This window comes from Bradyrhizobium sp. MV1.5, assembly GCF_055807615.1.
This window is the reverse complement of record NZ_JBVVPL010000012.1, coordinates 99356-112753: the sequence shown is the minus strand read 5'-3', so window position 1 is coordinate 112753 and position 13398 is coordinate 99356. Positions and strand designations below refer to the sequence as shown.

18 protein-coding genes are annotated in these 13398 nt (G+C 62.9%); 3 read left to right on the top strand and 15 right to left on the bottom strand.

Features of this window, described 5'->3' with window-relative positions; translation table 11 throughout:
- Positions 1 to 3: 3 nt before the first annotated feature.
- The 11 genes from AC0L2J_RS14425 to AC0L2J_RS14375 form a co-directional block, all read right to left on the bottom strand.
- Positions 4 to 372 (bottom strand): c-type cytochrome, encoded by a 369-nt coding sequence (locus AC0L2J_RS14425; protein WP_473390936.1) that lies wholly within the window; start codon positions 370 to 372, stop codon positions 4 to 6.
- A gap of 19 nt (positions 373 to 391) precedes the next feature.
- Positions 392 to 1021 (bottom strand): c-type cytochrome, encoded by a 630-nt coding sequence (locus tag AC0L2J_RS14420; protein WP_473390933.1) that lies wholly within the window; start codon positions 1019 to 1021, stop codon positions 392 to 394.
- Complete coding sequence (locus tag AC0L2J_RS14415; RefSeq protein ID WP_473390929.1) at positions 1018 to 1857, bottom strand: substrate-binding domain-containing protein; 840 nt, start codon at positions 1855 to 1857, stop codon at positions 1018 to 1020. Before AC0L2J_RS14415 ends, AC0L2J_RS14420 begins: the two co-directional genes overlap by 4 nt.
- On the bottom strand, positions 1841 to 3658 hold the full coding sequence (locus AC0L2J_RS14410; RefSeq protein ID WP_473391036.1) for a PQQ-dependent dehydrogenase, methanol/ethanol family: 1818 nt from the start codon (positions 3656 to 3658) through the stop codon (positions 1841 to 1843). The genes AC0L2J_RS14415 and AC0L2J_RS14410 overlap by 17 nt, the downstream gene beginning before the upstream one ends.
- Before the next feature lie 126 nt (positions 3659 to 3784).
- Positions 3785 to 4576 (bottom strand): GlcG/HbpS family heme-binding protein, encoded by a 792-nt coding sequence (locus AC0L2J_RS14405; RefSeq protein ID WP_473390926.1) that lies wholly within the window; start codon positions 4574 to 4576, stop codon positions 3785 to 3787.
- A gap of 72 nt (positions 4577 to 4648) precedes the next feature.
- On the bottom strand, positions 4649 to 5572 hold the full coding sequence (locus tag AC0L2J_RS14400) for a cytochrome c oxidase assembly protein (protein ID WP_473390924.1): 924 nt from the start codon (positions 5570 to 5572) through the stop codon (positions 4649 to 4651).
- Positions 5560 to 5913 (bottom strand): hypothetical protein, encoded by a 354-nt coding sequence (locus tag AC0L2J_RS14395; protein ID WP_473390920.1) that lies wholly within the window; start codon positions 5911 to 5913, stop codon positions 5560 to 5562. The genes AC0L2J_RS14400 and AC0L2J_RS14395 overlap by 13 nt, the downstream gene beginning before the upstream one ends.
- On the bottom strand, positions 5910 to 6509 hold the full coding sequence (locus AC0L2J_RS14390) for a cytochrome c oxidase subunit 3 (protein ID WP_473390916.1): 600 nt from the start codon (positions 6507 to 6509) through the stop codon (positions 5910 to 5912). The genes AC0L2J_RS14395 and AC0L2J_RS14390 overlap by 4 nt, the downstream gene beginning before the upstream one ends.
- Positions 6506 to 8413, bottom strand: coding sequence for a cytochrome c oxidase subunit I (gene ctaD, locus AC0L2J_RS14385; RefSeq protein ID WP_473390912.1), 1908 nt, complete (start codon positions 8411 to 8413; stop codon positions 6506 to 6508). Before ctaD ends, AC0L2J_RS14390 begins: the two co-directional genes overlap by 4 nt.
- A gap of 2 nt (positions 8414 to 8415) precedes the next feature.
- Positions 8416 to 9390 carry a cytochrome c oxidase subunit II gene (gene coxB, locus AC0L2J_RS14380; RefSeq protein ID WP_473390909.1) on the bottom strand — a complete coding sequence of 325 codons (975 nt, stop codon included), beginning with the start codon at positions 9388 to 9390 and terminating at the stop codon, positions 8416 to 8418.
- 150 nt (positions 9391 to 9540) lie between these two features.
- Positions 9541 to 9663: a hypothetical protein gene (locus AC0L2J_RS14375; RefSeq protein ID WP_007613138.1), complete on the bottom strand. Its 123-nt coding sequence runs from the start codon at positions 9661 to 9663 to the stop codon at positions 9541 to 9543.
- 131 nt (positions 9664 to 9794) lie between these two features.
- Here AC0L2J_RS14375 and AC0L2J_RS14370 point away from each other — a divergent pair, with 131 nt between their 5' ends.
- On the top strand, positions 9795 to 10013 hold the full coding sequence (locus AC0L2J_RS14370; protein WP_007613137.1) for a DUF6894 family protein: 219 nt from the start codon (positions 9795 to 9797) through the stop codon (positions 10011 to 10013).
- Positions 10014 to 10027: 14 nt separating this feature from the next.
- Positions 10028 to 10510, top strand: coding sequence for a metallophosphoesterase family protein (locus AC0L2J_RS14365; protein WP_473390906.1), 483 nt, complete (start codon positions 10028 to 10030; stop codon positions 10508 to 10510).
- A gap of 29 nt (positions 10511 to 10539) precedes the next feature.
- On the opposite strand, the gene AC0L2J_RS14360 is transcribed toward AC0L2J_RS14365, so the two are convergent.
- Together AC0L2J_RS14360 and AC0L2J_RS14355 are read right to left on the bottom strand one after the other, a co-directional pair.
- The gene (locus AC0L2J_RS14360) at positions 10540 to 10728 is read right to left on the bottom strand and encodes a hypothetical protein (protein WP_473250192.1); all 189 of its coding nucleotides are present in this window, start codon (positions 10726 to 10728) and stop codon (positions 10540 to 10542) included.
- Between the two features lie 41 nt (positions 10729 to 10769).
- Positions 10770 to 11339 carry a DUF1236 domain-containing protein gene (locus tag AC0L2J_RS14355; RefSeq protein ID WP_063995361.1) on the bottom strand — a complete coding sequence of 190 codons (570 nt, stop codon included), beginning with the start codon at positions 11337 to 11339 and terminating at the stop codon, positions 10770 to 10772.
- A 149-nt stretch (positions 11340 to 11488) separates the two neighbouring features.
- On the opposite strand from AC0L2J_RS14355, the gene AC0L2J_RS14350 reads away from it, so the two are divergent.
- On the top strand, positions 11489 to 11662 hold the full coding sequence (locus tag AC0L2J_RS14350; RefSeq protein WP_473390901.1) for a hypothetical protein: 174 nt from the start codon (positions 11489 to 11491) through the stop codon (positions 11660 to 11662).
- Between the two features lie 759 nt (positions 11663 to 12421).
- On the opposite strand, the gene AC0L2J_RS14345 is transcribed toward AC0L2J_RS14350, so the two are convergent.
- On the bottom strand, positions 12422 to 12637 hold the full coding sequence (locus AC0L2J_RS14345) for a hypothetical protein (protein WP_473390897.1): 216 nt from the start codon (positions 12635 to 12637) through the stop codon (positions 12422 to 12424).
- 87 nt (positions 12638 to 12724) lie between these two features.
- A complete protein-coding gene (locus tag AC0L2J_RS14340; protein ID WP_473390893.1) occupies positions 12725 to 13264 on the bottom strand; it encodes a DUF4142 domain-containing protein in 540 nt (179 codons plus the stop codon).
- Positions 13265 to 13398: the final 134 nt, after the last annotated feature.

Below are 13398 nucleotides of genomic sequence, written 5' to 3'. Positions count from 1 at the left end.
TGGTCACTTCAGCGTATAGAGAAACGCCGCGATGTCCCGCGCGTCCTTCTGCGGGATGCCCATTCGCGGCATGGCATTGCCCGGCAACGCCCGCTGTGGATCCTCGATCCAGTCAGCCATGTTGTCCGGCGAATTGTGGATGTAGCCGGCGATGTAGGTCCGCGTGCCGATCCGATGCAAGGGTGGGCCGACATTGCCTTCGGCGCCGGCAATACCGGGGATATCGTGACAGCCGCCGCACTGGTACTGCTTGACGAGGTCGGCGCCACGACGCGCGTCGCCTATGAAATTGCCCGGACCCGCAGCCTCGCAGGCGGCGGTAGCGGTAGCCAGGAGTGCAGTGACTAGTAATCTTGTGATCGGATTCACCATCACTGCTCCGCTCGGCCGGTCAGGGCTTCTGGCCGAAATTGAAAGACTTGGTGGCAGACCAGGGATCCGTCGTCGAGACCTGCTCGCTCGGGACTTGCTCGACCTCGGGCGACGGCAGAGTCGCCGAGAAGGTGCGGCCCCATTGGTGGCTCGGCTCGTTGCTGATCTTGCCGATATAGGTGACGAGGTCCCAGATCACGCTGTCGGGCAGCACGCCGCCCCAGGCCGGCATCCCGTTCGGCCGCCCCTGGTAGATCGAGAGAAAGATGTTCTCGGGCTGCGAGCCGTAAGTAAAGGTGTTGTTGCTCAGCGCCGGCCCCATGCCGCCGCCGCCATTGGGCGCGTGGCAGCCGACGCAGTTGAAGTTGACATAGTAAGTCATCCCGCGCTGCTCCGCATTGGGATCGCCCTGCACGGGATTCTTGATTTGCGGCGGGTCCGGCTGCGCGCCGGGATGGAGGTGACTGACCGGGACCTGCATGAAGACGCCGGGCCTGCCATTGCCGACGCTGCCACCGAAATTCGGGCGGGGAGACAGCGTCGGCATCTGCGCCTCCTGCGACTGCGGCAAGGTCTGCTGGGCCAGCGCCGCGCCGTTCGGCGTGGTCAACAGCAGCAACGACAGGATGCTTGCGCGCAACGACATCATTGGCCTCCTCCCGATGCCGTGACGGGCAAATCGATCAGAGGCACGCCGTAGCTCCGCAGCAACGCGTTGATCTCGGATCGGTGCTCGTCGATGAAGGCATTGAGCCGGTCTCGCAGGGCGTCGTCGCCTTTGCGGACGCCCATCGCGATGGCGAACTGGAACTGCTGAGGCGCAAAGCGCTCGTAATCCCGGATCGGCGTGACCGTCAGGGGGACGGGAGAGCGCTGGGCGAAATATCCGCCGAGCGGACCCCAGGCTGCGGCGACATCGATCTTGCCGCTTTCGACCGCTTCGATCAGGCGCGCCGGCGGATCGGGTTGGCGATAGTCACCGTAGATGGAGTAGCCGCGGACGTTATCAACGATGCCCTGGTCGCCGAGCACCTGCGCCGGCGGCGGATTGTTGCCGTCATCGCCGATCAGATGCACGCCGATCACAAGGTGATGCAAGCGCGGATCGAGCAGGGATGAAAGGTCGAGGTGCTGGTCCTGCCGCGTGACGAACACGTAGCTCGAGCGATAATAGGGCTTCGTCGTCTCGACCAGATCATAGCCGGACGGCACGCCCATGACGACGTCGCATCTGCCGGCTTTCAGCGTGTTACGGATGAAGCCGCGGCGTTGCGCCCACCAGGTGTAGGAGACCTGCTGGCCGAAATGCTCGGCCATCATGGCCGCGAGCCTGTTCTCGAATCCTGCTTCGGCGCTGTTCGAGAACGGCAGATTGTTGGGATCGGCACAGACGCGAAGCTCGCGATCCGACGCTGCCGCCGCCGTGGTTGCGAGCCCGACCAGAAAACCAAGGGCGATGCCCGGACAACTATTTCGAAGGCGCATGGCTGTTGTCCTCACCATTCGCGCCGCCGAGCTTGAAGACCAGCAGCTCGCTGCCGCCGGCGGTGTAGAACGGCAAATCCTGCGTCGCGCCGGTGAAGCCCAGCGCGGCGTTGCGCACGCGCTGATCGACCTCCGCATTGGCGACCACGCCCGGCCAGCCGCCGACGCCCGACAGGATCGCGACGTATTGCTGCCCGTCGGAGCCGCGATAGGAGATCGGCTGGCCGATGAACCCGGAGCCGGCACGGAATTGCCAGAGCACGTGCCCATCCTTGGCATCCACTGCCTTGAAAAGGCGGTCCATGGTGGCGTAGAAGGCGACATCGCCTGCTGTGACCAGCGCGCCGCTCCAGACCGGCAGCCTCTCGTGAATCTCCCAGACCTTCTTGCGCGCGATGGGGTCCCACGCCATGAACTCGCCGCGATAGCCGCCAGGGCCGGCATACATGTCGACGTCGGCGCCGACATAGGGCGTACCGGCGATGTAGCCGACTTGAGAAGCCTTGAAGTTCATGCAGAGATGCTGATGCGGAACGTAGAGCAGCTTGGTGCGGGGCGACCACGCGCTCGGCTGCCAGTCCTTGGCGCCTGGAGCGGTCGGGCAGATGTTCTCAACCGTCTTGCCGACCAGCGGCGTCTTCTCCTCGTTTGGGATGATCTTGCCGGTCTTGAGGTCGACGCCATTGTAAGCGTTCACGAACTCATAGGCGTCCGCCGAGATGACTTCACCGGTGGCGCGATCCATCACGTACATATAGCCGTTGCGGCCGGGGTGGATCAGCACCTTGCGCGGTTGTCCATTCAGCTCGAGGTCGACGAGCACGTTCTCGTTGATCTCGTCGTGGTCGAACAGATCGTGCGGGTTGACCTGGTAGGCCCATTTCGCTTGGCCCGTGTCTGGGTTTCGCGCGAAGATCGATGCGCTCCAGAGATTGTCACCGCTGCGCTGGTTGGCGTTCCACGGACTAGGATTGGCGGTGCCGTAGTAGATCAGATTCAGATCGGCATCATACGAGATCCAGCCCCACATCGTGCCGCCGCCGACCTGCCAGCGGTCGGCTGGCCACGTCTTCACGCCGAGATCCTTGCCTTTGAGATTGTCATAGAACGGCTTGAAGTCATCGCCGATCAGCACGTCCTTGTCTGGGCCGGTGGCGTAGGCGCGCCACATGATCGCGCCGGTGTTCTCGTCGAGTGCGGTGACCCAGCCGCGCACGCCCATCTCGCCGCCGCTGTTGCCGACAAGGATCTTGCCCTTCACCACCACGGGGGCCATCGTGATGGTTTCGCCCTTGTTGATCTCGCCGAGCTTCGTATGCCAGAGCTCTTTGCCGGACTTGGCCTCTATCGCGACGGTGTGGTTATCGAGCGTGTTGAGGAAAACCTTGCCATTGTCGAAGGCCAGTCCGCGATTGACGACGTCGCAGCAGGCAACGCCCGCGGCAGCGGGCTCCGGCTTCGGTGCGTAGGACCATTTCAATTCACCAGTCGTGGCATCGAGTGCGAACACACGGTTGGGGTAGGGGCCCGCATAGGGGCCGACCACATACATGGTGCCGTCCACCACGAGCGGCGCCGCCTCCTGGCCTCGATCGGCACCGACCGAGAAAGTCCATGCAAGCTGGAGGCGCGATGCATTGGATGCGTTGATCTGGTCGAGTTCGCTGTAGCGGGTGTTGGCATAGTCGCGCGCCGCCATCGGCCACTGGGCCGGGTCTTTCATGCGGCTAGCGAGATCAGTCTGTGCTGAGGCGGCCGACAGCACCGCCGAGGACAAGCAAATCGCGCTCAGTAGCCGCATGAAGCTACGCACTAACATATGTAAAGATCTCCACGGCAGTGACGAGGCCGTGCTGCGTTGCAGGCCGGTTTACGAACCTACAAACGTTCCGCCTTCGCTTGGTTCCAAAATGGTGAGACCGACGAGTTATCTCACGACGTTGCCTGACACGCCGGCGCCGAGGTCGACTGCGATCTGATCCTCCTTGCCGTTGCACTTGGGATGACCAAATCCCGACGGGCTTTTGCCGTCGGGCCCGATGTCATAGATGATCGCGTCCTTCATGTTGGGACTGACGCCGGCGGGCACGCGGTCGAGCCCGAGTTGGTGACGCACGCGCCAGGCCACGTTGTGATCTGCGCAGGAACTGTCGCCGCTGACGCCCAGCGCGCCCGTGATGCCGTTGCCGTCATAGAGCGCCAGCCCGCCTCCGAACACGATGGTGCCGCCGATCGGCTTGCCCACCATCGGATCGTTGGCCGTGCCGAAATTGTCCGGAGAGCCGGCGTACAAGGCTTCCGGGGACGGCGGGTTGCCGAGTGCCGCGCCGAACAGGAATCCGCCGGGCTGCGCACCGGCATAGAGATTGGCCGTCGCCATCGCCTTGTCCTTCAGGCTGAACGCATTCGCCGTGTTGGCCTTTTCGGCTGCGATGGCCCGGCTGCCAAGCCACTGATCATCGGCCTTATTACCGCTGTAGGCGACGGCGCAGACGACGCCCTGTCGATCGACGACGGCAGCCCATTCGTTGTTGTCGAGACCTCCGTTGCTCGGGCCGCCGCCCGGCTTGACACTCTTCTTGAGGATGTCCGCGAGCTTGTCATGGTCGACCGGGCACGAGATCCCTGGCCGGGGTTGATCCTGCGCGTTCAAGACTGCAGGCATCACGAATGTCGCGGTGAAGATAGCCGTTGCCGCTATGACGTATCGTTTTTCCATGTGGCCTCCGTGGAGTGTCGCAGTCGGCAGGCGAACGTCCGAAGAGAAGTTGCGGTTCCTATGCAGCGTCGCTCAGCTCGGATGTTGAAGGAGCGGCAGGTGGGAATGCCCGCCGTTCGCAGTCAGCCACCGATGAGCAAAGAACAACGCAGCCCCCGTGTAGAGTATGCCCATGGGCACCCACATCAGGATGCCGGCGAGTTGCTGGTCCTCCAGTGCCGAGAGGCCGAATTCGCTGGCGAGAGCGCCCTGACTTGGAATCCAGAGCCGGGGTGACACTGTCAGCAGAGCCCCGAGCACACCCGAATGCAAAATCGTGATAAACAGGCACGCGACAGCGATGCCGTCGCGAATTCGTGTGCTACGACCCTGACCGCGGCCATGCAGCAGCACCCACCAGAACAACAGCGCGCTTGCGAAGAAGCTGATGTGCTGGAGACGATGGATGGCCGTATTCTCAAGCGCCCACGCATATAGCGGCGGTGCATGCCAGATCCAGAGCGCTGTGCCATGGAGGGCAGTCGCGCTCATGGGGTGCCTGACAAAACGCCACGGCCACGCCAGTATCGGCCAATTGAGCATGCGACCCGCGGCCGGGCGCAGCCGGGCTGGCAGACTCCACAGCATTGGCCCATTGATCCGGGCGTACGCCATCAGCGGTGCCGCGACCACCATGAGCAGTTCGTGCTCGACCATGTGCGCGGTGAACAGACGCTCGCCGAGCCAGTGCAGCGGCGAGGTCACGGCAAGTGCGGCCACCGGCCATCCGGTCCAGAATGCGGCCACCTGGCGGAAGCTGACGCCGCGGCCGCCTCCCGCATGATGCCAGAGCCGCTGAGTTCCGACATAGAAGCCGATACCGACGGCATAGAGCGGGGCCATGAGCCAGGGATCGTAGCTCCACAGCGAGCCGGGATCGACCTCCGACAGTCCGTGCGCATCGGCCCGCGCCGCGAGCAGTGCAAGCAGCAGTGCTGCAAGGCTCAGCGCAGGCATGGGTTGATCATGAGCGAGGCGGCGAACTGGTTCGCAATCACCAGCGCAAACAGCACGCCGGAGCCGACGCCGACCCAGGCCATGAACGTCCGTGGCCCGCCGCCTTGCGCATCCGTCCATTCAGCCCCCGCGCGGCGTCGAACCGCGCGGGCGGAAATGACAGTGCCCGCGAGCGAGACGACAGCCAGAACCGCACTCATGATCGCGCCGCTGATCCTGGTGCTCTCACAGGAGAAATGCGTCAGCACGTAGACACCTTGCAGATTGATGCCCCATGCGAGAGGCCCCAGTGCAACACCGGCCCAATAGAGCAGTCTGGAACGTCCCTCGGCTTCGGTCATAGGCGCGGCACCCAATCGAGCAGGACATAGAGCGGCAGCCAGGCGAGCACGACGAAGTTCCAATAAAACACGTTATCGGTCACGTCGCTGAACCGGCGCGGTTTCGCATGGCGCGTGAACATCAATACCGCCAGCACGACCGTGTCGCCGAGATCCGTGGCAAGGTGAGTCGTGTGTAGACCCAGAATGAGCCATACAACGGAGCCATAGGCTGAATTGTCCCAGCGGGTGTTGAGATGCGCGAACTCGAAGCCGCGCAGCACCAGCAGCGCGATGCCGATCAGGGCCATCACGATGAGACCGATCCGCACCTTCGCGAGATCCTGCCGGTGTGCGGCGCGGTTGGTGAACTCGTTCGGGATGATGCTTAGTACATAAATCACCGTCTCGGCCGTCCCCGGCCAGAGATCCGGCGGGGAGGCTCCGATCGGCCAGGTCGGGTTGACTGCGTAGAGATAGAGGTAGGCGCCGATGGCAATGGCAAAGCCCATGCCTTCGAGGGCCATGAAACCCATGGCGCCCCACCACGGACCGCTGCGCGGACCGTAGCCGTAAGTCGGCAGGTCCGAGACGTCGCGGACGATCGTCTGTCTCACTCCTCATCCTCCTTGCTGCCGGTCGGCCAGAACCAGCCGATCAAGGTCACGGCCATCGGCGGCGTTCCCCACAGCACGGCCCAAGGCGTGAAGATCGACCCGATGAAGAAGATTGTGGTCGCGATCGCCGTGAGCAGCGGCCAGATGTTCGGCTCGGGCGAAGCTTCGCGGGTCTGCGGCTCGGCTTCCGCCAGCGAGGTCAGGAGAACCTCGCGGCGTTCGGCGCTCAGACCCGCGACCACGGGCAGGCTCTCGCTATCAGCCCACAGCGGATCGCGGTGTTTGACGACCGGAATGCGGTCGAAGTTCTGCGGCGGAGGCGGTGACGAGGTCGCCCATTCCAGCGTCGAGGCATCCCAGGGATTGTCACCCGCAAGCGCGCCCTTGCGCAGGCTGTAGATCACATTGGCCACAAGCAGCGCGAAGCTAAACGCGAACACGAGAGCACCGCCGCTGGACACGAGGTTCAGGTGCGCCCAATCCATGTCGGCGGTGTAGGTGTAGACCCGGCGCGGCATTCCGATCAGCCCGAGGATGTGCATCGGGAAGAACGCGACGTTGAAGCCGATGAAGGCCAGCCAGAAATTCCAGCGCCCGAGCCGTTCGCTGAGCATGCGGCCGGTGATCTTGGGAAACCAGTAGTAGACCGCGCCCACCAGCGGGAAGACGGCGCCGCCGATCAGCACATAGTGGAAGTGGGCGACGACAAAATAGGTGTCGTGCACCTGGGTGTCGATCGGGACCGAGGCGACCATCACGCCTGACAGGCCGCCGAGCACGAAGATTACGATGAAGCCGAGCACGAACAGCAGCGGTGTCCGGTAAACCGGACGCCCGTCCCACAGCGTGGCCAGCCAGCAGAAGATCTGGAGTCCGCTCGGCACAGCGATCAGCATGCTGGACGCCGTGAACAGCCCGGCGCCGAGCTGGGGCAGGCCCGTGACGAACATGTGGTGAACCCAGAGGCCGAACGACAGGAAGCCGGTGGCGATCAGGGACAGGATAATGACGGGATAGCCGATCACCGGGCGGCGCGCGAAAGTGGCGAGAATCATCGACACCATTCCCGTGCCCGGGATGAAGATGATGTAGACCTCGGGATGGCCGAAGAACCAGAACAGATGCTGCCAGAGCAGGGGATGTCCGCCCGAAGACGAATCATAGAAGCGGGTGTTGACGAGGCGGTCCAGGATCAGCGACGTCGATGCGACCATGATCGACGGCATCGCGAACATCACCAGGAAGGCGGTGACCAGCATGGCCCAGACGAACAGGGGGATGCGGTCGAGGGTCATCCCTGGCGCGCGGAGCTTGAACACGGTCACGACGATCTCGACGGCGACCGCGAGCGCCGCGACCTCGGTGAAGGTGATCATCTGCGCCCAGACATCGGCCCGCTTGGTGGGCGTGAACTGCAGACTGGAGAGCGGAACGTACGAAAACCAGCCGACGTCGGGGCCGACGTTGAACAGAAAGGAGATCCACAGAAAGCAGCCGCCGAACAGAAACATCCAATAGCTGAAGGCATTCAGGCGCGGAAAGGCGATGTTCCGCGTGCCAACCATCAACGGCACCAGATAGACGGCGAACGCCTCCATGACAGGCACGGCGAACAGGAACATCATCGTCGAGCCGTGCATCGTGAAGACCTGATTGTACTTGTCGGCCGAGAGAAACGTCTTCTCGGGCCCGGCAAGCTGAATGCGCATCAGGATCGCAAGAACGCCGCCGAGAAGCAGGAAGGCGAATGCGGTCAGGATGTAGCGACGTCCCACAACCTTGTGGTCAACCGACATGAGCGCACCGACAAGTCCAGACGGCGTGCGCCACACCCGCTCGAGCTGCGTCGAAAGCTGCAGGCCGTTCAGGACGTCGTCGCGCAACTCATTTGGTTCAGCGGCCATGCTCACTTGAGCTGCTCCACATAATGAATGATGGCGATCAGCTCGTCCGATCGCAGCGGCATCTTCGGCATCAGATTGCCGGGCTTGATGTGCTGGGGATCGGCGATCCAGGCGCCGAGCGTGGCCGGGCTATTCGGCAGCGTCCCCGCCGCGATGGTCGTGCGGCTGCCGATATGCGTGAGGTCCGGACCCAGCTGCCCGCCGGCCATCGTACCGCTGATGTTGTGGCACAAGGCGCATCCGCGCGCCCGGAACAGAGCCTCGCCCTGCTTGCCGAGCTGATCCGCAGGGCTGTTCGCGCTCTGGTTTTCATGATCGCGCCAGCGGCCGAACTCGTCGGGCGACATCGCGATCACGGCGAATGCCATATGGGCGTGCTGGATCCCGCAGAACTCGGCGCATTGCCCGCGATAGATGCCCGCGTTCTTCGCCGTGAATTGCAGCTCGTTCTTCTGCCCGGGGATCAAGTCCATCTTGCCGGTCAGGCTCGGCACCCAGAAGCTGTGGATCACGTCGGCGGATTCCAGCTCGACCTTCACCGGCTGGCCGGTCGGGATCCGGATCTCGTTGGCGGTCACGAAACTGTGGTGCGGACTGTCAGCCTCATAGCGGACCTCCCACCACCATTGGTGGCCGATGATCTTCAGGATGTGGGCTTTCTCGTCCTTGGCAAAGACGGTGCGCTGACCGGCATAGCTGACAAGGGAGAGGCCGAGCACGATGACGGTGGTTGCAATCCCAAGCGCAAGAATGACGCGCCCGGAGCGTTCCTCGAAGGCCTGGTGAAGATCGAGCGGCCGATCGGCCGCGCGCTTCCGCCGCAACATTCCGACGCCCAAGACGATCACGACAGAGGTCCAGACGATCGCTGCTACAGCGAGGAAGGTGAACAGCGTGTGCAAGATCTGGCCCGATTGCGGCCCCTGAGGGTCAAGCGCCGACTGCCGGCCCGCGCACGCAGCAAGCGGCCACGTCATGCACAACACCAAAACCCTTCGCACCCAGACCGGCATTGACGTTTTGTCGCACTCCGCTTCACATGCGGAACCGGTCAGGCCTACAAAGGTTCCTATGCGCTGATCGGAGCGATTGGCCGAAGAGGGATATGTCCGACATCGATCACCGGACTAAAATGGCCACCCCTTCGCAGCGATCACGATGGCTGCGTCGCCTGCGGCCATCAGCAACAGGACGGCGAGACAGGCGATGATCGCGCCCGGCTGGGCAAGCACGCGCAACTCTCCGAGCATGTGTCGGCTCCAAAAGCACAGCAATGCCGCGATGACCCTGAGGGTTCCTGCGGATGCGCCGGGAGTTGACGTGCGAGCGCCGGAACGAAGGCTCGACATCGCGCGTTCCTGCGACGGATTCGAGGGTTCACGTGCCGCGCTATCATTTCGATCTGGTCGATTCGAAGACCGTTGCAGACGAGGGAGGTGCTGAATTGCCTGACGACATCATGGCGCTGGATGTCGCCGAGGAGATCGCGAAGAGGCTCCTTGCGGTGCGTCCCGAACTCAGAAATCGTCATTTTTCCATCCTGGTCACGAACCAAGAGGGTGAGGAGATCGGCAAGGTGCCACTTGATGTCCTGCACTGAAGCCTTGGTCTGACATGGCATTGAGGATCACGGCGTTGAGGATCGGAGTGATCTCGGATACGCACGGCCTTCTCAGACCTGAGGCCGAACACCGTCTTGCGGGGGTGTCGCATATCCTCCATGCCGGTGATATCGGCGCGCCGGAGGTTCTGGAGAGGCTTTGCCGAATAGCGCCCGTCACCGCCATCAGGGGAAACGTCGACGTCGGCAGTTGGGCGAGGCGCTATCCCGAAACCGAAACAGTGCACCTCGGCGCTCGTTGTTTCTACCTCCTTCACGATCTCAAGGCGCTCACCATCGACCCTGCGGCAACCGGTGTGAACGTGGTGATATCAGGACATTCGCATCGGGTGCAGGTCAACACGATCAACGGAGTGCTTTTCCTGAATCCCGGGAGCGCCGGTCCAAGGCGCTTGAAGCTGCCGATCACGCTGGCAACGCTCGATCTGGATGAGAACGGCGACCTGCGGCCCACCATCCATGAGCTCGACGCGTGAACGAGGTACGTGCGTGGCAGCTGTGGCAGCTAGTGGGTATTCGATCTTTGCCACCGTTCCAGATCGATCGGGGGACGCTTTGGGTCGATCTGCTCCTTCTCGGGATTTCCCTGCCAAGGCTGGTCCGTCTGCCGGTGGGTTGGCAAATCGGTCTGCTGTCGCGGATCGTCGGCCGGGGTTTCTCTCGGGTCGTTCTCAGGTGCTTTCGCTCTCGGCATAAGCTGTCCTCTCTACAATTTGTCGAAGCGGCGGCACGCGATCAGCGTACCCCAGCGATGATTGCGGCCACGCGGCGCGAATGCTGATCGACGATGACGAGATCATTCCCGGCGATCAGGTACTGGTCGCCCCAGAACCCGTTCAGAACTTGCGTGACCTCGGGCGGCAAGTCGGCCACCTCGGTCTGGCGTGGCACGGAAGTGCCGATCATCATCTCGAAATTCGGGCGATCCATTGTCGGGCTATGCGCCGATGAGATGATGGCGCGGAGCTGCTCGCGTTGCTGATCGTTGAGGCCAGCCGGCTGGGCGGTCTGCTTCACATCCCGCGCACGGGCGCCGGTCGCGTCCTCATTGCCGGCCGGGTTTTCCTTGGCAGCTTTGCTGACGGCTTCGCGCTGCGTCGGAACTCCCGTGCCCACCGTCGTGGCCGCCGCACCTTTGTCTGCTCCTGTGGAGGGGCGGCCCAGATAGTCCGTTGCCCCGAACATCTGCGGGACGGCGAACCAGACGATGAAACCTACAAACAGAACCGCGGCCACGACCGATCCCGCCATCATCACCTTCCGGGTTCCGTCCTTCTCCGTTTTCCGCGATAGATCCTTGACCATGAACTGAAAGCCTTCGGTATGAACTGCGGGGTCAACACGGGCAGGAATCCTTCGTTCCTACGGGCATGCATCAGCATCGATCAGGAACGACCGCCGCCGCATCTCATTGCCAGCGCATGAGGTCGCGAGACCCAAACACGGAGCATGCAATGACCAAAATGCCCCCCGTACCGCCAGAGCAGCGCAGCGACAAGGGACCCGGATCTGATCCTGGAATCGAGACGGACGTAAAAGTCCCCGGCGGTGAGAACTTCGACACGCAAGGACGTCATGGCAACATCAAGCAGAACACGACGAACCAAGGCTACCAGCAGGATCGATGAATGCCACACAAGACACTGAGCGCTTCGGTGGTCCGGCTCCTCGCGGCAGGACCGCAAGCACCCTGAAAAGGGAGGTCGCGAGCACGAGCGACCTGCGCCCGGAACGCCCACCAACGACCGCAAATCACACGTCTCCGGAGGCGGTGGTGAGCGCGATCAACATCACACGCACGATGATCGTGAGAGGAGCTGAGCAATGGCTAGGACAACTTCGAGCTTGATGCTGATCGCGTTCATGGCGACGGCGTCGATAGGGGCCGCCTCGGCGCAGAGTGGCGGTGGCGGCGGCGGCGGTTCGGGAGGATCGGGCGGATCAAGCGCGAGCAGCACGAGCGGCGGCACCGGCGGTGCCACAAGCCCTGGGTCGGCCGGCGGTGCCTCAAGTCTCGGGTCCGCAGGTCCCGGGTCTGCAGGTCCTGGGTCTGCAGGCCTTGGGTCTGCGGGAGCTACAAACCAGACTGGCGGTGCATCGCCCAGCCTGGGCAATCCAGCCGACGCGGCCGCGGCTTCGCGCGGCACGACGGTTACCGGCACGAACACCGCTGGAACGGCCCAATCGACCGGTGGGGGTCCGCGAGGATCGACTACGGTCGGGCGGGCGGGCAATCCTGCGGGAGGAACCAACAGCGGACGCATCGACGGAACTGCGACACCCGGTCCGTCGATGCCGGGCGACGCCGAAATACGCTCGGAGAACTCTCAGGATTCCCACGTCGATCGGAAGATCAAGAGCATCTGCAAAGGTTGCTAGATCGGCTATCAGGACGCCGGGTTTTCCGACGTCCAATCGAGGTCGTCCTCGCATCGAGGTTCGGGGTCGGGCGAGCAGGGCTTGATCTTCAGGTCGTCCTCGAGCCTGGGTTGAGCGCCGCCGCTTTCGACCAGACCAGCGTCGTCGGCCTTTTTCAGGGCTTCCTCTTTCGTTGAAAACGTCCGGCTTAGTTTTTCGTCGTCCTTGAACAGGGCATACGCCATATCGGCTCCTCGCGATTCGAATCATCGAAGACTTTGACGGGGCCGATACACACGGCCATCGGCGCTCCTTGTCGCTGGGGTGAACCTCTAGCCGACTTCCCTGAGATTGCTCAGGATCGCCAGGTGGCGTTGAATGATCGGCAGCGACATCTGTGCGACCTGCTGTTCGACGGGGTTGCCGCCGGATCGCAAATAAGACGTGTTGAGCGCGAGCAATTCACGGTGCCCGCGGATCTGCCCCTGTACATACATCCGGTCGAAGGGACCCGACGGTGCGGCCTGAAGGCGCTGAAAGAGGGCGGCATGATCCGGCCGCAGCGGTGCCGATCCCGGCGCTGCTCCGAGCGCGCTCGCGACCTGGACCTGTTCGGCGATCTGTGCATTGGCGAAATTGACGATGTCGGGATTGCCGGTGCGCGTCAGGGCGAGGTGACTCGTCTGCATCGCAAACGACCCACCCATGAGGTCGGCCGTTCGAAAATCCCGCTGCGGGATTGGTTTGGATTGCGCAGCGTAGGCGGATAGTCCGAGGCCGCCCAACGCAAGCAAAAACGATCTTCTCAGCATGATGAAATCTCCAATGTTGAATTCACAAGACGCTGCGACTGTTTCGAACGTTCCGATCATCGCCGTAAACCGCCGAGCGATGCTCCGCCTGATGTTATCGGCATCGTGGCATGAGCCGGCAGGTTAACGCAGGTTATTGGCACGGGAAGTGCGTCATGATCATAGGAACGGCAGCACTGAGGACGGTTTGTCCA